Source organism: Kitasatospora sp. NPDC005751 (genome assembly GCF_040630835.1).
GTDB lineage: Bacteria > Actinomycetota > Actinomycetes > Streptomycetales > Streptomycetaceae > Kitasatospora.
In genome coordinates, this window is the sequence record NZ_JBEXYC010000021.1 from 61,749 (window position 1) to 80,881 (window position 19,133).

Here is a 19,133-nt window from a genome sequence, read left to right on the forward strand (position 1 = left end):
AGCGGCGGGGAGAAGCGGCGGGGAGTCGGGGACGCGGCGGTCCGGGTGCGGCGGGTCTGTCCGGCGCCTCCCGGCGAGGCCGGTCAGCGGGGCGGTTCGGCGGCGGTCGCCCGCAGGGCGGCCGGGTCGCGCAGCAGCTTTCCGGTGGCGGTGCGCGGCAGTTGCGGGAGGAAGGACAGCCGGCGGGGCCGCTTGTAGGCGGCGAGCCGCCGGGTCAGCCCGTCCCGGACCAGCGCGTGGTCGGCGTCCTGGTCGGCGGCGAGGTACGCCTCGATGGCGCCCTCGTCGAAGACCACGACGGCCTCGCGGACCTGGGGCAGGGCGGCCAGGATCAGTTCGACCTCGGTGAGGTCCACCTTCAGCCCGCCGATCGAGACCTGGGAGTCCCGCCGGCCCAGCACGGTGACCAGCCCGGTGGCCCGGTCCAGCTCCGCGGCGTCGCGGGTGTGCAGCCAGCCGTCCGACCACCGGGTCGGGTCGTCCAGCCCAGGGTACGGCGAGGCGGCCGTGCCCAGCTGCAACTCGCCTGCCACCAGGCGCAGTTCCATGCCGTGCACGGGACGCTTCGCCGGGTGCAGCGCGCCGTCCAGATCGGTGGCGATGACGCCGAGCTCGGTCATCCCGTACATGGTGCCCAGCGGTACGCCGTACCGGGCGGTGAAGGCCGCCGGCAGGCCCGGGCGGACCAGCTCCCCGGCCACCACCATCCGGCGCAGCCGTGGCAGCGCCGGGGGTGCGGCCACACCGGCCAGCAGTTCGGCGTGGAAGGGGACACCGATCACGGTGGTCGGCCGTTCCCCCTCGTCGCCGACGGCGGCCAGGATACCCGCCGCCGTCATCCGCTCCGGCACGGTGAGCGGCGCGTGGGCGTACAGGCTGTTCAGCAGTCCGCCGACCAGTCCGAGCACGTGCACCACCGAGGAGAGCAGCACCACCCGCTCGCCCTCGCCGGGGAAGTCCGCCAACCGCCGGTAGCAGTCGAGTTCACGGAGCAGGTCGCCGGCGGTACGGGCGATGACCTTGGCCGGGCCGGTGGACCCGGAGCTGAGCTGGACCAGCGCGTGGCCGGTCCGGGCAGGTCGCCCGCCCGGTAGCCGGACGGCCACCGGCTCGACCTCGGAGAAGCCGCGCAGCGCCGCCGAGGGCCGGTGCTCGGACCCTACCAGCACCTGCGGGGTCAGCCGTTCGACCGCCAGGGCGATCTCGTGGTCGGTCAGCCGATGGTCCAGCAGGGCTACCTGGGCGCGCAGTTGCCAGCAGGCGAGCAGCGCGGCGACGAAGCCCAGGGAGGGCGGCAGTCGCAGCGCCGCGGTGCCGCCGGGGCCGAGGCCGGCCGCGGTCAGCCGTGCGGCCTGCTCGTCGACCAGGGCGCGCAGGGTGGCGCGGTCGACGGGTGTGCCGAAGCGCAGGCACTCCGCGTCCTCGGGGCCGGCCAGCAGGAACCGTGCCACCCAGTCGTCCGGGGCGTCGGCGTGCGGCGGTGAGGAGGGTGGAAGTGCGGGGAGGGAAATGCCGGTCAACGCCACTCCACGGAGAGGAGATTTGACATGGACGCCGTTCTCAAACCAATACGGTCAATTCCGTTGCCAGACCTTTGCACAGACGTTTGGTCAAATCAAGGTCTATACCAATCTGGTCCGTACCTTCTACGCTGCCGAAGCGGGACTGGTCCGAGCGCGGCCGTCCGGGAACGAGGATGCCCGTGGGACTACTCACGCTGGCCGGGATGGAGCGCGCGGCGCGCGCCCAACTACCACCGGAAATATGGGACTTCATCGAGGGTGGCAGTGGATCCGAACGCACCCTGGCGGCCAACCGGGAAATGTTCGGTCACTATGCACTGCGCCCCCGCACGCTGGTCGACGTCTCGACCTGCTCGACTGCCGTCCCGCTGCTCGGAACCGAGCTCCGGACGCCACTCGCAATTGCCCCGATGGCCTACCACCGGCTGGTCCATTCGGACGGGGAAACCGTGACCGCCCGGGCAGCCGGCCGGGCCGGCGCGGTGCTGGTCGCCGGAATCTTCGCCAGCCGCAGCCTGGAGTCCATCGCGGCCGCGGCCACCGGGCCGCTCTGGTTGCAGCTCTACTGGCTGCGCCGGCGCGACGCGCTCGCCGCCCTGATCGAACGGGCCGAGGCGGCCGGCTTCGCCGCGCTCATGCTGACCGTGGACGCGCCCCGGATCGGCCGCCGGCTGCGCGACCTGCGCAACGGCTTCGCCGTTCCGCCGGACATCCGCGCCGTCAACCTCGACCCCGCGCTGATGGCCGCCAGCCACCGGGCCGACGCGGGCTCCTCCGGCATCGCCGAGCACGCCCTGGAGCAGTTCGACCCCAGCCTGACCTGGTCCGACCTGGCCTGGCTGCGGGCCCGCACCCGCCTCCCGCTGGTCCTCAAGGGCATCCTGACCGCCGAGGACGCCCGGCTCGCCGCCGAACACGGGGTGGACGCCGTGGTGGTCTCCAACCACGGCGGCCGTCAACTGGACGGCGCGCTCCCGGCGCTGGCGGCGCTGCCCGAGGTGGTCGCGGCGCTCCCGCCGGAGGTCCCGGTGCTGCTCGACGGCGGCGTCCGCACCGGCACCGACATCGCCGTCGCCCTCGCGCTCGGCGCCCGGGCCGTCCTGGTCGGCCGCCCCGTGCTGTGGGGGCTCGCCGTCGACGGCGAGGCGGGAGTGGTCCGCGTCCTCGACCTGCTCCGCGACGAACTGGAGCACACGCTGGCCCTGCTGGGCCGGCCCACCCTCGCGGACCTGGACCGCAGCGCCCTCGCGCCCTGGCCCACCGCCTCCGCGCCCCGGCCCACCGCCTGACGGCGCGACCCCGGCCCCCGCCCCACCGCGCGGCCCCCGCCCATCCCCCCGCGCCCGGCCCACCGCCCCACCGCGCGGCCCCGACCGAGCTCCGGACCGAAGTTCCGGGCCGAAGCACCGCACGCCCGACAGAGAGACCGACGACATGAAGAACCAGGACGCCTTCCCCGGCTGGGACTGGGACGACCCGGACGGCCTCGCCGTCCGCCTCGACGCGTTCAGCGCCGACGTCGCCACCTGCGAGAAGCTCGAACCGGCCGCCGGCGGCCTCCCGCGGGACCACCAGGGCTTCCGCGAACTCGGCATCACCGGAATCGAGTTCGCCGCCTTCCGGACGGCCCACCCGGAAGGCCTCGGGACCGACCTGACCGCCCTGCGCAGCCCCGGCGCCAGTACCGAACCCGGCACCCTCTACCGCGTCGACGGCGACCGCTGGTTCACCCAGCTCGACATCGGCCGCCCGCTGCCCTTCGCGGACGCCAGCGTGGACTGGGTCTACGCCGAGCACCTGATCGAGCACGTCACCATGCCGGTGGCGATCGGCTGGCTGCGCGAGGCCCGGCGGGTGCTGCGCCCCGGCGGCGTGCTGCGCGTCACCACCCCCGACCTGGCCCGCTACCTGGTCGGCTACGCGACCGACGACGGCTTCCTCACCAAGCACCGCCGGCGCCTCACCACCATGGGGTTCGGCCCGCCGATGCCGCCGCGCCCGGCCTTCCTGGTCAACCAGATCTTCCGGTACTACGGCCACCAGTGGATCTACGACCTGGACGAGCTGCGGCACGTCCTCACCCAGGCCGGCTTCGAGGCCGACGCGATCCGCCACTGCGCCTACCGGCAGGGCGTCCGCGCCGACGTCGCCGACCTCGACACCGCGTTCCGCACCGACGAGACGATCTACGTCGAGGCCGACCGCTAGGGAGCGTCGGCAAAGTCCCGCCTGATCCGACGCGACTCTGCCAGCACCCCCCAGGACTTGTCCGACACTCCCCGCCGCGCTCTCGCGACGCGAACTGCTCGGACAAGCCCCAGGACTCCCCTCCGCGAGCCCGTCCGGGCGTGACCGACCGGGCAGGCTCGGAGCAGGAGCGCCCGACCCCCGCCGTCCGATGGGATGACCATGCCCTTGCACCCCCAGGCCCAGGCCCTGCGCGAACGCCGTGCGCAGGCCGGCACACCCCCGCTCTACAGCCTCACCCCGGCCCAGGCCCGCGCCGCCGACCTCGCCGACATCCGGTCCGCCGCCGGCACCCCCGAGCCCGTCGCCGCCGTCGAGGAGCACCGGATCCCCGGCCCCGGCGGCGAGCTCGCCCTGCGGCTCTACCGCCCCGAGCCGGCCGGCCGGCCGCTGCCCGCACTGCTCTACCTCTTCGGCGGCGGCTGGACCCTCGGCTCGCCCGACACCAGCGACGCGATCTGCCGCCGGCTGACCAACGCCGTCGGCTGCGTCACCGCCTCCGTCGGCTACCGCCTGGCCCCCGAGCACCCCTTCCCCGCGGCCGTCCACGACTGCCGCGCCGCCGCCCGGTGGCTGGCCGGGAACGCCGACGCCCTCGGTGTCGACCCGGCCCGGCTGGCCGTCGGCGGCGACAGCGCCGGGGGCAACCTGACCGCCGCCCTCACCCTGCTCGCCCGGGACGAGGGCGGCCCGGCCCTGCGCCACCAGCTGCTGGTCTACCCCAACACCGACCACCGCGCGGTCGCCGCCGCACCGCCGGAGCGGCACGACGACCCGCTGCTCTTCAACCGCCGCTCGGTGGCCTGGTACTGGGGCCACTACCTGGCCGATCCCGCCGACGGCGCCCACCCCTACGCCTCCCCGCTGCGCGCCCCGAGCCTGGCCGGGCTGCCGCCCGCCACCGTGATCACCGCGGAGTACGACCCGCTGTGCGAGGAGGGGGAGCACTACGCCGACGCGCTGCGGGCGGCCGGCGTCCCGGTCGAGTCCCGCCGGTTCGCGGGCATGCCGCACGGCTTCTTCGCCATGACGGGCGTCCTGGACGCGGCCGGCGAGGCCCAGCGGTACGCCGCCGAGCGGCTGCGCGAGGCTCTGCGGTGACCGCCCTCCGCCCGCTCGCCCCGCCCGACGCCCCGGCCGTCGAGCCCCTCGCGCTGTCCGGACTGCACGCCTCGCTGTCGGATCCGCTGCTGGACGCGATGACCTTCCTCAACGAGGTCACCACCCGCTACCCCGGGGCCGTCTCCTTCGCCCCCGGCCGCCCCTACGAGGGCTTCTTCGAGCCGGAGGACGTCCACGGCCACCTGGACGCCTATCTGGACCACCTGGCGGCCTGCGGCCTCGACCGGGACGCCGTGCGCACCACGCTGTTCCAGTACGGCCCGACCAAGGGCGTCATCGCCGACCTGGTCGCCCGCACCCTGGCCAACGACGAGGGCCTCACCGTCGCCCCCGAGTCCCTGGTGCTCACCGTCGGTGCCCAGGAGGGCATGCTGCTGACGCTGCGCGCCCTCTGCGCCGGCCCGCAGGACGTCCTGCTGGTCAGTTCGCCCTGCTACGTCGGCGTCACCGGCGCCGCCCGGCTGCTCGACCTGACCACCGTCCCGGTGCCCGAGGGCCCCGACGGCGGCCCCGACCCGCAGGCCGTCCGGGCAGCCGCCCGGGCCGTCCGGGCCGGGGGCGGGCGACCGCGGGCCCTCTACGTGGTGCCCGACTTCGCCAACCCCTCGGGCACCAGCATGCCCGTCGGCGCCCGGGCGAGGCTGCTGGAGACCACCGCCGCGGAGGGGCTGCTGGTCATCGAGGACAACCCGTACGGCTTCTTCGCCCGCGACCCCGGCGAGCGGCCGACCCTGAAGGCGCTGGACCGCCGCCGGCAGGTCGTCTACCTCGGCTCCTTCGCCAAGACCTGCTTCCCCGGCGCCCGGCTCGGCTACGTCGTCGCCGACCAGGAGGTGGCCGGCCCCGGCGGCCGGCGCTCGCTGCTCGCCGACGAGCTGGCGAAGCTGAAGAGCATGACGACGGTGAACACGCCCGCGCTCAGCCAGGCCGTCATCGGCGGCATGCTGCTGCGCCACGACTGCCGGCTGCGCGCCGCCAACGCCCGCGCGACGGCCTACTACACGGCCAACATGACGGCGCTGCTGGGCGCCCTGGAGCGGGAGTTCCCGGCGGCGGAGCGCCGGCGGCTGGGCCTGTCCTGGAACGAGCCGGAGGGCGGCTTCTTCGCCGTGCTGACGGTGCCCTTCACGGCCGACGAAGCGGCCATGGAGCGGTGCGCCAGGGACTTCGGAGTGCTCTGGACGCCGATGGCGCCGTTCTACCCGGCGGGCGGGGGAGAGCACCGGCTCCGGCTCTCGGTCAGTTCGCTGACGGAGCACCAGATCGACGCGGGCGTCGCCGAGCTGGCCCGCTTCATCCGGGCGCAGGCCCGGTAGCGACACGGACGAGGGCGGGGCCGGGGCTTCTTCGAGCCCCGGCCCCGCCCTCGTACCGCATGGGGAACGCGCGGGGCTCAGCGCACCCGGGTCGAGAACAGGCGGGCCGACCAGTACACGGACACCACCGTCATCAGGACGACCACCAGCAGCCCCTGCCAGACCACGCTGTCCCCGACATGGCCGGAGAACAGCGCCCGCATGCCTTCCACGGCCCAGTAGAAGGGGTTCCACTTGGCCACGTTCTGCAGCCACACCGGCGCCAGCACCAGCGGCAGCAGGACACCGGAGAGCAGCGCGATCGGCTGCGCGAGGGTGTTCACCACCGGCGCCATCGCCTCGTCGGCCGGGAGCACCAGCGCGATGCCGTAGGAGATCGCCGAGGTCATCAGGGCCAGCAGGCCGAGCAGCAGGTACGCCAGCAGCAGGTCCAGCGGTGCCACCCGCAGCCCGAACGGCAGCGCGATCAGGGTGATCAGGACGGCCTGGACGAGCAGCGCCACCGTCTCGCGCAGCGCCCGGCCGAGCAGCAGCGCCAGCCGGCTCACCGGGGTCACCCGGGACCGTTCGATGATCCCGGCCTTCAGCTCGCCGAGCAGGCTGAAGCCGGTGTACAGGCCGCCGAAGATGCAGAGCACCGCCAACAGGCCCGGTACGTAGATCTGGTAGGCGTCGGCGTAGGTGATCGCGCCCATCGGCGCCAGCACCGTCTTGAGCAGCGGGGCGAACAGCAGCAGGTAGAAGAGGGGCTGGATCAGCCCGACGGCGATCCAGATCGGGGTTCGCCACATGATCAGCAGCTGTCGCTGGAAGACCAGCCAGGTGTCGCGGGCGAGCTTCATGGGGGCCTCTCGGGGATCAGTGCTCAGGACTGCTCGATGGAACGGCCCGTCCGGGCCAGGAACACGTCGTCCAGGCTGGGCCGCTGCAGCTGCACGGTGCCGGGCACGACGCCCGCTCCGTCGAGGGCGCGCAGCAGTCGCGGGATCGCGGCCGCGCCGTCGTCGAGGTAGAGCCGCAGGTCGTCCTCGCCCTGGGTCTCCAGGCGGTGGAGGTACGGCTGTTCCCGCAGCGCCTTGGTGGCGCGTTCGGCCTCGCCGGCCGCCAGGCCGACCAGGACGACGTCGCCCGAGATCTCCCGCTTCAGGCTCTCCGGGGTTCCCTCGGCGACGACCTCGCCGTGGTCGACGATCGCCACCCGGTCGCAGAGCGCGTCGGCCTCCTCCAGGTAGTGCGTGGTCACCACGACGGTCAGGCCCTCGGCGTTCAGGCGGCGGATCTCCGCCCACACCTGCACCCGGCTGGCCGGGTCGAGCCCGACGGTGGGTTCGTCGAGGAAGAGCACCCGCGGCGCGTGGATGACGCCCAGTGCGATGTCCAGCCGGCGGCGCTGGCCGCCCGAGTAGGTGCGGCACGCGCGGTCGCCGAACTCGGTGAGCCCGAAGGCCTTCAGGGCCTCCTCGGCCCGCTGCTGGGCCAGGGTCTTGCGGGCGCCGTACATCCGGGCCTGCATCACCAGCTCCTCGCGGGCGGTGACGGCGTCGGCGGTGCCGCCGCCCTGGGCGACGTACCCGATCCGCTGCCGGACTCCGGCCGGGTCGGTCAGCAGGTCGGCGCCGGCGATCCGGACCGCACCGCCGTCCGGCCGGATGAGGGTGGCGAGCATGCGCAGGGTGGTCGTCTTTCCGGCGCCGTTGGGCCCGAGAAAGCCGAAGATCTCGCCTGCGGCCACGTCCAGGTCGATGCCGCGGACGGCGTCGACGGCAGCCTGGCCGCGTTGCTTGGACGGATAGGACTTGCGAAGTCCTTTGGTCTCGATCAACCAGAACTCCCGTGCGGGGATGGATGTGCCACGTCGACGACGTCCAGCGCACACAGGGCTGGACGGTCCGTGCGGGGAAGGTGGCCGGGGCACCTGGGAAGCGGTGCTTCGCGCCACACTAGGGTCTGCGGCGCCCCGGATACAATGGCCTAGACCAATGGATTCGATCGTTCTGCCCCGGTTCCGACCAGCGACTCCAGTCGGTCGGCCGCCGTCAGGGCCCCGCCGCCGGACCGCAGTTCGGCGCCCACCCGGGCGGCCGCCGCGCGGTGCTCCGGTGCGTCGAGGACGGTGCGCAGCGCGGCCGCCAGCCCCTCGGGCGTGACGCGCGCGAACGGCACCCGCAGCCCGGCGCCGGCTGCCGCCACCTGGGCCGCGACGAACGGCTGGTCGTGTCGGATGGGTGCGGTGACCAGCGGGATCCCGTGCGCCAGCGCCTCGCCGACGGTGTTCATCCCGCCGTGGCACAGCACCGCGTCCAGCGCTCCCCGCGCCATCAGCTCCAGCACCGGTGCCCGGTCCACGGCCACCGCGTGGCGGGGCAGTTCGGGCAGCAGCGCGGCGGGCGCGGCGATCACCGGCTGGACGTCGTCCCCGCACAGCGCCAGGGCCCGGACGGCCCGGGCGTGGAAGTCCGCGCCGAGGTCTCCGGCCAGCGTCCCCATGGTGACCAGGACCCGGCGCCGGCCCGGCTGCAGCCGTTCCCAGGGGAAGGCCGGGTCGGCCGGCCGTTCGGCGAGCACCGGCCCGACCAGGGCGTAGTGCGCCGGGAGCGGCGCCGGACCGGCCAGCGCGGGACCGGTCGTCGCCAGGACGAGGGCGGGGGAGAAGCGCGGGTCGGTGTACTCCTCCTCCGGCAGTCCGGCCCGTCGCCAGAGCCCGGTGAGCAGCCCGGTCATCCAGGCCTCGACCTTCGGCAGCGCCCGGAACGGCCGCCCCAGCTCCATCGCGCCCGGCGCCAGGCTGGCCCACGGCAGACCGTGCCGGTGGGCGACCAGCGCGCCCGCGGGCGTGTGCTGGTCGACCAGCAGCGCGTCCGGCCGGTACTCCCGCACCGCCGCGTCCAACGGCTTCGCGGTGAACCGCGCGTAGGGGACGATGAAGCCCTCCCAGAGCGAGCGCAGGGCGGCCAGTCCGTGCCCGCCCTGCGTCCGGAACGCCCGGGTGCCCGTCCCCAGGACGACCGCCCCGGGGCCGAGCAGCGGCCGCAGGACCGACTCGGTGCCGGTCCAGGCGACCTCGTGGCCGCGCGCGGCCAGCTCGCGGGCGATCCCCACGACCGGATTGACGTGTCCCGTCAACGGCGGTACCACCAGCAGGAATCGGCTCATCGGACGGGCTCCTCGGCGGGCAGCAGCCGCTGCACCTCGGCGACGGTCAGGGCTTCCAGCTCGGCCAGGTCCAGCCCGGCGCGGAGTGCGGCGAGGCCGGCGGCTGCCCCGAAGTGCCCGCACAAAAGGGCATCGAGCACCGTCAGTTCGTACTCGTCCAGCAGCAGATCGGCGTCCAGCCGGGCCTGCGGAGTGACCAGCGCGGCCCACTCGGGCGGCGCGCCGGCGGCCCGGGCCAGCAGGGCGACCAGCTCCGGACGGACCTGGGCGGCGGAGGATTCGGGTTCGGAAGAGGTCATGGGGGCTCCACCTGCTCGACGGCACGGGGGCGGATTGAGACTGCGAAGGGCCCGAGATCACTTGTGCGACCCGTCGGGCGTCGGAATACTAGCCCGCGTGACAGCACTGGAGGCAGTGGCCGTCCACCTCCCCCACCACACCGTGCCCATTGAGGCAGTGGGCGAGCGGATCGGCCTGACCCCGCGTCAACTTCGACTCTTCCGCCGTTTCCACGGACTGGACCAGCTGCGGCTGGATCCGGACGGGAAGCTGCCCGACCTGCTCGGCGCCGCCGTCGAGGCCTTACCGGAGCTGCGCGGACGCGAACGGCACGTCCGTTTCGTGATCCACGCCCGCAGCATGCCGGTGGCGGTGCCGTACCCGCTCAACCCCCTGCACGACCTGCTCGGCCGGTACGGCCTGGCGCACGCCTCGGCCTTCACGGTGACCCACCACGCCTGTGCGGTGGGTCTGCTGGCCGTCGACCTGGCCGGCCGCCTGCTCGCCGGGCAGGACGACCCGGAGGCCCTGGCGCTGGTGCTGGCCGGCGAGAAGACCTTCACCAAGGACGCCCAGGTGGTGCCCGAGACCGGGATCTTCGCCGAGGGCGCGGCCGCCTGCCTGGTCCGGGCCACCGGCGAGCGCAATCGGGTGCTCTCCTACGCCGTCCGCCACCGCCCCGAGTTCGACGGCCGCCTGGCCGGCGACGCGGACCTGCTGGCGCGCTACCAGCGGGAGTACCCGGTGGTGATGATCGAGGCGATCGAGGCCGCCCTCGACCAGGCAGGTCTGGACCTCTCGGACCTCGCCCTGGTGCTCCCGCACAACGTCAACCAGGCCTCCTGGCGGATGATCTGCCGACGGATCGGGTTCCCGGTGGAGAAGGTCGTGCTGGACAACGTGCGCTCCGTCGGGCACAGTTTCGCTGCAGACAGCCTCATCAATCTCCACACCGCCACCACGCGGGGGCTGCTCCACCGGGGCGACCGCTACCTGATCGCCGCCGCCGGTGTCGGAGCCACCTTCTCCGCCATGGCCGTCGAACACTGACGCATCGTCGTTTCGGCGCACCCGGGCGACGCATCGGCACGGCGAGGACGACCACGCCTCCGCCCGCCGCACCCATTCACCTCTCACGCACGACGGGACGGGACATCCATGCCAGAACCCGCGGTCCAGACCACTGATGTCGAGCTGCGCGACCGGATCCTGCGGAGCATCGGCGAGCTGCTGCCGCGCGTCCTCAAGCGCGACCTCCCCGAGATCCCCGAGAACGCCTGCCTCTTCGACGACCTCGGCCTGACCTCGGCCGGCACCATCGAGCTGATCCTCGAAGTCGAGGAGACGCTGGACATCCAGGTCGACGTCGAGCAGATCGGCGAGGACGACCTGCGCTCGGTGACCAGCCTGGCCGACTACGTCGCCGGGCACATCATCCCCGAGGACTGACCGGGTGGCCGCCGATTCCGCGCCGCCGCTCGCCCTGGGCGTCACCCGGATCCTCGCGCGGTCCTTCGACGGCAGGTCGGAGACCTCGCTCGACCCGGACCTGCGGGTGTTCGTCACGGACCTGGTCCGGCCGTACGGCCTGCCGGTGCGGGAGGACCTCCTCGCCGAGGGCGTCGGCCACTCCTACGAGGAACTGGCCGAGGGCCTGCTGGCCGAGGCGCTCGCCGACGGCGTGCCGGTGGACCTGCTGATTCTCGCCTTCGACTCGCCCGACGTGCGCCCGGGGGCGCCCAGCTCGCTGGCGCTCAGCCGGTCCTGCCCGGGCGCGCCGCTGGCCTTCGCCCTCTGCGACCAGGGGTCGGCGGTGGCCTTCAGCGCACTGCGGGTGGCCGCCGAGTACCAGCGCACCGGGGCCTGCCGGCGGGCGGTGGTGGTACTGGCGGAACAGACCGCGCTGCACTACCGGCCGGCGGCGCCGGTCGACCTGCCCGAGCGGCACAGCGTCGTCGTGCTCGTCCTGGACGAAGCCGCCGACGTGGAACTGACTGTACGTCAGGTCTCCGCGCTCGACGCCCGGAAGGCGGCCGAGGTGGTCGGCGCGGAGGTCGGAACCCTCGGGGCTGACGCGGCCGTCCTGCTGGGCTCCGGCCTGGCGGCCGAGCCGGTCCCCGAGGTGGCAGCCGCGGCCGGCCTGCCGTTCGCCGGTCTGCCGTTCACCGGCCTCTGGGCGGAGCTGGCCGAGCGGCTGCCCGAGTGGCAGGAGAAGGGGCGGCCGGTGCTGGCCGCCGGTTTCGACCGCAGGCTGGGCGTGCTGAGCACCCTGACCCTTCGGGCCGGCCCGTGACGGCGGGTCCGGCCGCCGACACCGCCTCCACGTCCACCTCAACCTCCGACACCGCCTCCATGCCGGACACCGCCGACCGGGTCGATCTCTGGACCATTCCCACCGACCAGCCGGACGAGGTCGTCCGGAGCCTGCGAAGCCTGCTGGACCGTGACGAACTCGCCCGCGCCACCGGCCGGGGCCCCGCCCGCGATCCCGTGGCCGGCCGGCGGTTCACCGTGGTGCACGGCGTCGTCCGGCTGCTGGTGGCCGAACGCCTCGGCCTGCACCCCGCCGAACTCGCCTGGCGGTACGGCCCGCACGGCAAACCCGAACCGGCGGTGGGGCACGAGCGGGTCGGCGTCAGCTACTCCGGCTCCGGCGCCCTGGCCGTGCTGGCCCTGACCGCGGGGCGGCCGGTCGGTGTCGACGTCGAGGAGGTCCACGACGCCCGGGTGGCCACCCGGGTGGCCGAGCGCTACTTCCCGGGCGCCGAGGCGGAGTTCCTCGCCCGGTCGGCCTCGCCCGCCGTGCTGGCCGAGCGCTTCACCACCCTCTGGTGTCGCCGGGAGGCCTGCGTCAAAGCCTACGGCGGCCGACTGGTGCAGGGCTTCGGGCTGCCGCTGGCCGGCCCGGCCCCGCTGCGTCTGGCCCACCCGGGCACGCTCGGCGAGGGCCCCTGCCTGCTCGACGACGTCCCGGTGCCCGGGCCGTTCCGCGCCGCCGTAGCGGTGCTCGGGGAGCAGCCGTTCCGGCTGCGCCGGCACCGCTGGAAAGCCTTGTCAGAGGCCTGTCAGCCTTTCTGGCAACGGAACTGACGGTCCGTCGGCGCCACCAGAAATCTGGTCTGTACCACTTCGCCGGGCCGCTGATAACGTCCCGACCCGCACACCGCTCCAACCCCAGGCCGGCCGAAGGGCGCGTACGACGTGAGAGAGACCAGCCGGCGGATCACCGTCCGGTACAGCGGCGCGAGCAGCGGCTTCGGGCCGCTGACCCTCGGCCAGGACAACATGATCCGCTGCATCCGGCGGGACCGACCCGAGCAGATCAACAAGGAGTCCGTCTGGCCGGTCCCCGACGGGACGACCCTGACAGCCGCGCTCGACGCCGTGCGGCGGCTCGTCGAGCGGCACGACTCGCTGCGGACGGTGTTCCCGCCCGGGCCGGGGCCGGACGCCTTCCCCGAGCGTCAGCTGGTCTGCGGCGAGGGCGAGTTCGGCGTCACCGTGGTGGACAGCCGGTCGACCGGCGGGGCGGCGGGGATCGACGCGCTCGCCGAGGAGCTGGGCCGGGCCGACGTCGCCGTCCCGTTCGACCTGGCGGCCGGGCCCCGGCTCCGGTTCACCCTGCTGACCGAGGACGACCACCCGCTCCGGCTGGTGGTGGTCGTCTGCCACGCGGGTGCGGACGGCGCCGCGACGACGCTGCTCATCGAGGACTGGTTCGCCCTCGCGGCCGGCAAGGAGCTCCCGCCCGTCACCGCCCGGACGCCGCTGGAGGTGGCCGCGATGGAGCAGAGCGACCAGGGCCGGCGCAAGGCCGCCGCCGCGCTGCGGCACTGGCAGAAGGTCCTGTCCACCGCGCCGCAGGCCGCCTTCGCGGACTCCCGGATCACCGGCCCGCCGGACGGCGTCGCCGCCGTCGTCCTGCGCTCGCGGCAGGCCGCCGCCGACCTGCTCGCCACCGCGCGGCGCACCGGCGCGAGCCCCTCCGTCGTCCTGCTGGCGGCCTTCGCGGCCCTGGTGGCCCGCCGGGCCGGCCGCGGCGACCTGGTGATGTCGGCGCTCTCCGCCAACCGCCAGCGCGCCGCGATGGCCGACCACATCGGCACCCTCGCCCAGGACGCCCTGATCGCCCTGGACACCGACGCGGCCGACCTCGACGAGGTGATCGGCCGGGCCAAGGCGGCGTCGCTCGCCGGCTACTGGCACAGCACCCTCCCGGCGGGCGCCGTCTGGCAGCTGATCGAGGACGTCGCCCATCTGCGCGGCTCCCGCTTCGCCCGCCAGGTCGTGGTCAACGACCTGAGCATGACCATCCCCGAGGCGATGTCCGACGCCCGCCCGTCCCCGACGAGCGACCCCGAACTGACCTGGCTGCCGGACCAGCCGGTCGCCGTCCGGCTGATGTTGAACATCCTGCGGACCTCGAACAGCCTGGAGTTCGCCCTGGTCGCCTGCCCGCAGGTGCTCGACCGCGAGGAGACCGGCCGTTTCGCGCTGGCCCTGCCCGCGCTGCTCGAAGCCGCCGCCCGGGGGCCGGTCCCGCTCGCCGGTCTGCCCGCGCTGACCGGTCTGGGCGGCGCCGTCCGGACCGGTGCGTGGCAGCGGATCGAGAACTCCTGGGTGGACCTGGACGCCGTCCGGGCCCTGGTCGTCGACGCGCTCGGCACCGCCACCCGGGTCGACTTCGTCGACGGCCGTCTGATCGCCCGGATCGCCACCGACGACCCCGGGTTCACCCCGCTGGTCGCCCACCGCACGGTGATCGAGGCCCTGCCAGGCCGGGACACCGCGATGGCCCCGCAGCACTACGTGGTCCATGCCGCCGCCCACCCGGCCGGCCCGCCGTGCTGGGACGACGCGACGGTGGCGGCCGAGGGCTCCGGCCGGTGCCCGGAGATCGCCGACCGCCTCGCCCCGCGCTGAGCGCCCGGGGCGGGCGCCGCCCTGCGCCCGCCCCGTCCGGAGATCGCCGGCCCGGGGACTCACCCGAACGGGGCCGGGCCGTCCCGCGGCCCGGTTCACCCCTGCGCGCCGTCCCAGGAACAGGCCGAGGTCGCACCCGAGGTCAGCCCCCACGGGCTGGGTACGTCACCGCTCCGGTCCGGGTCGCCGTGGTCGTTGTCGCCGTGGCCCGGGTCGCCGCGGCCCGGATCGCCCTGGCGCGGCAGGCGGTCGATCACCTCGACCAGCGTTGGGGGCAGTTGCGGCGCCAGGCCCCGGTGGCAGCGCGAGAGCACGTCCCGCCGGACGTCGTCCGGCAGCAGCGGCCGGTCCACCCGCGGCGGGGTCGGTCCGCGCGGGCGCGCTCCCGGCGGGCCCAGGGCGGCGGCGAGCTGGTCGGACCAGGCCCGCCAGTAGTCGGCGTCGTCGGTCTCGCCGTACCGCAGGTGGTACAGGTGCAGGCAGTACGCCGCCGTGCCGCTGCCCGATCCGGCGGCGAACCGCCACCAGAACTCGGCGCCCTCCTCGCGGCCGGTGGCGTAGAGCAGCGCGGCGAACACCTCCGCTCCCTCCGGCTGGATCCGCCGCGCGTTGACCAGCAGGTCCAGCCCCCGGGCCGCGTCCGGGGTACCCAGCACCAGGGCGACCACCAGGCCCAGCTCGAAGGCGGCCTGTTCGTGCTCGGACGGCAGGTGGGTGGGGGCGGCCGTGAGCCTGGCCAGGCGCAGCGCGGCGATCCGCTCGGCGTGAGCCCGTTCGGGCCGGGGGATGTGCGGCGTCGCCGTCCCGCCCTCGGCCGGTGGCACGGCCCCTGGTGGCGTGGCCGGTGCGGCGGGCGCCTCGGCCGGGGGCCGGGGGATCACTGTTCGCCTCCCCGGTCCGGCAGTTCGCGCACACCGAGCCGTCTGGCCAGCCGCTCGCGGGCGTGCCGGAGGTTGGAGTGGACGGTGGCGACGGGCCGGCCCAGATAAGCGCCGATCACCTTGACGTGCAGCCCGAGCAGGTACCGCAGGACGACCACGTCCCGCTGCCGGTCGGGGAGTTCGAGGATCGCCGCATAGAGCCGGACCTCGTCCGCCTCGCTGTGCAGCAGGCCGTTGGCGACGTCCTTGAACGCTCCGATGACGGCCTCGAAGGTGACCGCCTCCACCTCGACCCGCTCCTCGCCGGACACCCAGTCGGCGACATGACGGTTCGCCAGCCGCCAGGCGTACGCGGCCGGTTCCTCGAACCGCAGGACGTGGGCCCAGTGCCGGGCGAGGTCCTCCTTGACCGCCTCGACGATCAGCGCCGCGTCCGCGCGGTTGCCTATCCGGGTCAGGGCGAGGGCCCGCCAGGCCGGCTCATGGGTCTCGCAGAACGCCGAATAGGCAAGCTCCAGGCGGATGTTGGCGTACTCCGGGCCGCTGTACCCGTGCTCGTCGGCGTCCCCGTGGCCGTTCCTCCGGCGGCCGCCCCCGCCCGGGCCCGCCGGCGCCGGTCCTCCCCGGTGCCCGAGTACCCGGACACCCCTGTCGATCGTCATCGAACCTGCCTTCCACCGCCGCCGACCGACCGCCGGCCGCCCGAGGGTGCGGGCCCCGTGCCCGCGGACCCCATTCCACCAGGTTTCGTCACCGCAGGCGTTTGTGCGAATACCGACAGTCATTACGTCCGATCTGCGGATCATCGGCCAGCGGAACTCCACGGACCGGAACGGCGGTTGACGGGCCGGTAGCGTGGGCAACGACGGGTGAGTCCTGCGGCCGGGGAGAGCGATGAGCCTTTACGACGGTGTCGACCTACGACTGAACGTGCCGCACTCGGCCCGGATGTACGACTACTTCCTGGGCGGCATCACCAACTTCGCCGCCGACCGCGAGGCGGCCGGCCAGGCGCTCGCCGCGCTCCCCTGGGTGCGCGCGACCGCGCGCGCCAACCGTGCCTTCATGCACCGCTCGACGCGCGCCCTCGCCGAGGCCGGCCTGGACCAGTTCCTCGACATCGGCACCGGCATCCCCACCTCGCCCAACCTGCACGAGATCGCCCAACGGGTGAACCCGCGGGCCCGGGTGGTCTACGTCGACAACGACCCGATCGTGCTCTCGCACGCCCAGGCCCTGCTCACCGGGGCCCGCGAGGGCCGCACCGCGTACGTCGAGGCCGAGCTGACCGAGCCGGCGGCGCTGCTCGCCGCACCCGGTCTGCGGGACACCATCGACCTCGCCCGCCCGGTCGCCCTCTCCCTGAACGCCGTCCTGCACTTCGTCCCCGACGACCCCGACGCGCCCGGCGACCCCGACGCGCCCGACGCCCCCGTCGCGCCGGACGGCACCGTCGCGCCGGACGGCCCCGACGGCGCCGCGGTGCAGCGCGCCCACGCGATCGTCGAACACCTGAAGGCCGCCCTCGCGCCCGGCAGTGCCCTGGTGCTCTCCCACGTCACCGCCGACTTCGCGCCCGAGGAGATCGCCCGGCTGGCCGGCATCTACCGCGCCGCGGGCGCCCCCGGCCAGGCCCGCGCGCACCATGAGATCGCCCGGTTCTTCGACGGCTGGACGCTCCTCGCCCCCGGGCTCGTCCCCACCCCGCGCTGGCGCCCGGCCGGCCCCGAGGACACCGCCGTGTCCGACACCGAGGCCTCCCTCTACGCGGCCGTGGCCATCAAGCCGTGACACCGGCGCGCCGGCTCGCGCCGGTGCGGCGCCCGCCGGTGCGGCGCCCGCCGTACCCGCACCCCGTGCGGGTGCGCCCGCACGGGACCAGACTGGTCGTGGAGCCCGCCCCGAGGAGCGAGGAGAGTCATGCTGCTCGGACTCACCACCGCCCTGGTCGCGACCGTCTGCTTCGGCTTCGGCTCGGTCTTCCAGGCGCGCGGCGCGCGGTCGGCGCCGCGGTCGGACCGGGTGCGGGTCGGGCTGCTCGCCGCCCTGGCGCGCTCCTGGCAGTTCCTGCTCGGGACGGCGCTGGACATCGGCGGCTTCGTGCTGAGCGTCGTCGCGCTGCGCAGCCTGCCGCTCTTCCTGGTCCAGGCGGTCACCAACGCGGGTCTGGCGGTGACGGCGCTCGCCGCGGTCTGGCTGCTCGGCGCCCGGCTGCGGCGCGGCGACGTGGCCGCGATCGTGGCCGTGGTCGCCGGGCTCACCCTGCTGGCCCTCGGCTCCGGGCGGGAGGGCCGTGAGTACGCCGCGCCGGCCTTCCACTGGGCGCTGCTCGGGACCACCGTCCTGATGCTGCTGCTCACCCTGGTGCTGGCCCGCCGGGGCGGCGGCGCCGCGGCGGCCGGTCTGGGCCTGCTCGCCGGGGTCGGCTTCGGCGTGACCAGCCTGGCCGTCCGGGTGCTGGACGTCGGCGGGGTGGCCGACGTGCTGACCGACCCGGCGGCGTACGGGCTCGCCCTGGGCGGCCTCGGCGGCTACCTCGCGTACGCGCTCGCGCTGCAGCGGGGCACCGTAACGGCGGCGACGGCGGCCGGGACGGTGACCGAGACCTTCGGTCCGGCCCTGGTCGGCGTGGTCGTGCTGGGCGACGCGGCGCGGCCGGGCTACGCCTGGTGCGCGCTGGTCGGCTTCGCGGTGGCGGTCGGCGGCACCTTCGTGCTCTCCCGCTTCGGCGAGGTGGAGGCCGAGGTGCGGCCGGTCGCGGCGGCGGCCGACGGCCGGAGCGAGGCGGCCGCGATCCCACCCCGGTAGCCCGGACGGCGCCCCCGTGCGAAGGTGACTTGCCGGACAAAACGGACGGCCAGGTGTGGGAAGGACGGGAGCAGCCATGGTGGACGAAGGCCGTCACCGGCCCCGGCGGCCGGACCGGCCCGGGGCCCCTGCCGCCGGGCCGCCGGTGGCGCTGGTCACCGGAGCCTCCTCCGGCATCGGCGCGGCGACCGCCGCCCGACTCGCGCCGTCCGGCTGGCAGCTGCTGCTCTCCGGCACCGACCGCACCCGGCTGGACGCGGTCGCCGCCCGCACCGGCGGCCGGGCCCTGCCCGAGGACCTCTCCAAGCCGGACGGCCCGCAGCGCCTCGCCGAGGCGGCCCTGGCCGCCGCCGGGCAGGTCGACGTCCTGATCGCCAGTGCCGGCCTCGGCTGGCGCGGCCCCTTCACGCAGACCCCCACCGACACCCTGGACCGGATGATCGAGGTCAATCTGGCCGCCCCGCTACGGCTGGTCCGGCTGCTTCTCCCCGGCATGCTGGAGCGCCGGCGCGGCCGGATCGTGCTCCTCGGCTCGATGGCCGGGCAGGTCGGCGTCCGCGACGAGGCCGCCTACTCGGCGACCAAGGCCGGGCTGGCGATGTTCGCCGAGAGCCTCTGGTACGAGCTCCGCGGTACCGGCGTCGGCGTCCGGATCGTCCTGCCGGGCGCGGTGGACACCCCCTTCTTCGCCCGGCGCGGCACCCCCTACCAGCGTGAACGACCTCGGCCGGTGACCGCCGAGCGGGTCGCCGAAGCCGTCGTCGGGGCGATCAGCACGTCCTGCGACCGGCCCTTCGTCCCGCGCTGGCTCGGCCTCGCCGCACGCGTCCACGGCGTCGCACCGGGGGTGTTCCGGCGCATGGCGTCCCGGTTCGGCTGAC

General features: G+C 74.8%; 19 protein-coding genes. 12 read left to right on the forward strand and 7 right to left on the reverse strand.

All coding sequences use genetic code 11. The features are described 5' to 3' along the window. Positions 1-83: 83 nt before the first annotated feature. Positions 84-1,520: a long-chain fatty acid--CoA ligase gene (locus ABZ497_RS20285; RefSeq protein WP_359807077.1), complete on the reverse strand. Its 1,437-nt coding sequence runs from the start codon at positions 1,518-1,520 to the stop codon at positions 84-86. Positions 1,521-1,702: 182 nt separating this feature from the next. Between ABZ497_RS20285 and ABZ497_RS20290 the strand changes: the two genes are divergently transcribed. From ABZ497_RS20290 to ABZ497_RS20305, 4 genes are all read left to right on the forward strand, one after another. After that, complete coding sequence (locus ABZ497_RS20290; RefSeq protein ID WP_359807080.1) at positions 1,703-2,812, forward strand: alpha-hydroxy acid oxidase; 1,110 nt, start codon at positions 1,703-1,705, stop codon at positions 2,810-2,812. 145 nt (positions 2,813-2,957) lie between these two features. Continuing rightward, positions 2,958-3,731, forward strand: coding sequence for a methyltransferase domain-containing protein (locus tag ABZ497_RS20295; RefSeq protein ID WP_359807082.1), 774 nt, complete (start codon positions 2,958-2,960; stop codon positions 3,729-3,731). A 201-nt stretch (positions 3,732-3,932) separates the two neighbouring features. Further along, the gene (locus tag ABZ497_RS20300) at positions 3,933-4,871 is read left to right on the forward strand and encodes an alpha/beta hydrolase (protein WP_359807084.1); all 939 of its coding nucleotides are present in this window, start codon (positions 3,933-3,935) and stop codon (positions 4,869-4,871) included. Further along, positions 4,868-6,208, forward strand: a complete 1,341-nt coding sequence (locus tag ABZ497_RS20305) for a PLP-dependent aminotransferase family protein (protein WP_359807087.1) — start codon at positions 4,868-4,870, stop codon at positions 6,206-6,208. The genes ABZ497_RS20300 and ABZ497_RS20305 overlap by 4 nt, the downstream gene beginning before the upstream one ends. 77 nt (positions 6,209-6,285) lie before the next feature. On the opposite strand, the gene ABZ497_RS20310 is transcribed toward ABZ497_RS20305, so the two are convergent. From ABZ497_RS20310 to ABZ497_RS20325, 4 genes are all read right to left on the reverse strand, one after another. Next, positions 6,286-7,050 carry an ABC transporter permease gene (locus ABZ497_RS20310; protein ID WP_329491305.1) on the reverse strand — a complete coding sequence of 255 codons (765 nt, stop codon included), beginning with the start codon at positions 7,048-7,050 and terminating at the stop codon, positions 6,286-6,288. Positions 7,051-7,073: 23 nt separating this feature from the next. Then, positions 7,074-8,030: an ATP-binding cassette domain-containing protein gene (locus ABZ497_RS20315; RefSeq protein WP_352294601.1), complete on the reverse strand. Its 957-nt coding sequence runs from the start codon at positions 8,028-8,030 to the stop codon at positions 7,074-7,076. Positions 8,031-8,179: 149 nt separating this feature from the next. Next, positions 8,180-9,361, reverse strand: coding sequence for a glycosyltransferase (locus tag ABZ497_RS20320; protein ID WP_359807090.1), 1,182 nt, complete (start codon positions 9,359-9,361; stop codon positions 8,180-8,182). Beyond that, positions 9,358-9,660 (reverse strand): hypothetical protein, encoded by a 303-nt coding sequence (locus tag ABZ497_RS20325; RefSeq protein ID WP_359807093.1) that lies wholly within the window; start codon positions 9,658-9,660, stop codon positions 9,358-9,360. The genes ABZ497_RS20320 and ABZ497_RS20325 overlap by 4 nt, the downstream gene beginning before the upstream one ends. A gap of 97 nt (positions 9,661-9,757) precedes the next feature. Between ABZ497_RS20325 and ABZ497_RS20330 the strand changes: the two genes are divergently transcribed. The 5 genes from ABZ497_RS20330 (at position 9,758) to ABZ497_RS20350 (ending at position 14,563) form a co-directional block, all read left to right on the forward strand. Continuing rightward, complete coding sequence (locus ABZ497_RS20330; RefSeq protein ID WP_359807096.1) at positions 9,758-10,690, forward strand: 3-oxoacyl-[acyl-carrier-protein] synthase III C-terminal domain-containing protein; 933 nt, start codon at positions 9,758-9,760, stop codon at positions 10,688-10,690. Positions 10,691-10,798: 108 nt separating this feature from the next. Continuing rightward, positions 10,799-11,089: an acyl carrier protein gene (locus ABZ497_RS20335; RefSeq protein ID WP_329491311.1), complete on the forward strand. Its 291-nt coding sequence runs from the start codon at positions 10,799-10,801 to the stop codon at positions 11,087-11,089. A 4-nt stretch (positions 11,090-11,093) separates the two neighbouring features. Further along, the gene (locus tag ABZ497_RS20340; protein WP_359807099.1) at positions 11,094-11,933 is read left to right on the forward strand and encodes a hypothetical protein; all 840 of its coding nucleotides are present in this window, start codon (positions 11,094-11,096) and stop codon (positions 11,931-11,933) included. Between the two features lie 59 nt (positions 11,934-11,992). Beyond that, the gene (locus ABZ497_RS20345; RefSeq protein WP_359807101.1) at positions 11,993-12,730 is read left to right on the forward strand and encodes a 4'-phosphopantetheinyl transferase superfamily protein; all 738 of its coding nucleotides are present in this window, start codon (positions 11,993-11,995) and stop codon (positions 12,728-12,730) included. Between the two features lie 111 nt (positions 12,731-12,841). Continuing rightward, positions 12,842-14,563 carry a condensation domain-containing protein gene (locus ABZ497_RS20350; RefSeq protein WP_359807104.1) on the forward strand — a complete coding sequence of 574 codons (1,722 nt, stop codon included), beginning with the start codon at positions 12,842-12,844 and terminating at the stop codon, positions 14,561-14,563. 95 nt (positions 14,564-14,658) lie between these two features. On the opposite strand, the gene ABZ497_RS20355 is transcribed toward ABZ497_RS20350, so the two are convergent. After that, a complete protein-coding gene (locus ABZ497_RS20355; RefSeq protein ID WP_359807106.1) occupies positions 14,659-15,444 on the reverse strand; it encodes a hypothetical protein in 786 nt (261 codons plus the stop codon). Beyond that, positions 15,441-16,106: a sigma-70 family RNA polymerase sigma factor gene (locus tag ABZ497_RS20360; protein ID WP_359807109.1), complete on the reverse strand. Its 666-nt coding sequence runs from the start codon at positions 16,104-16,106 to the stop codon at positions 15,441-15,443. The genes ABZ497_RS20355 and ABZ497_RS20360 overlap by 4 nt, the downstream gene beginning before the upstream one ends. Positions 16,107-16,338: 232 nt before the next feature. Between ABZ497_RS20360 and ABZ497_RS20365 the strand changes: the two genes are divergently transcribed. From ABZ497_RS20365 to ABZ497_RS20375, 3 genes are all read left to right on the forward strand, one after another. Beyond that, entirely contained in the window at positions 16,339-17,235 is an 897-nt protein-coding gene (locus ABZ497_RS20365) for an SAM-dependent methyltransferase (RefSeq protein ID WP_359807112.1), read from the forward strand. 129 nt (positions 17,236-17,364) lie between these two features. Then, the gene (locus tag ABZ497_RS20370; protein ID WP_359807115.1) at positions 17,365-18,252 is read left to right on the forward strand and encodes a hypothetical protein; all 888 of its coding nucleotides are present in this window, start codon (positions 17,365-17,367) and stop codon (positions 18,250-18,252) included. 76 nt (positions 18,253-18,328) lie between these two features. Then, positions 18,329-19,132, forward strand: coding sequence for an SDR family NAD(P)-dependent oxidoreductase (locus ABZ497_RS20375; RefSeq protein WP_359807118.1), 804 nt, complete (start codon positions 18,329-18,331; stop codon positions 19,130-19,132). Position 19,133: the final 1 nt, after the last annotated feature.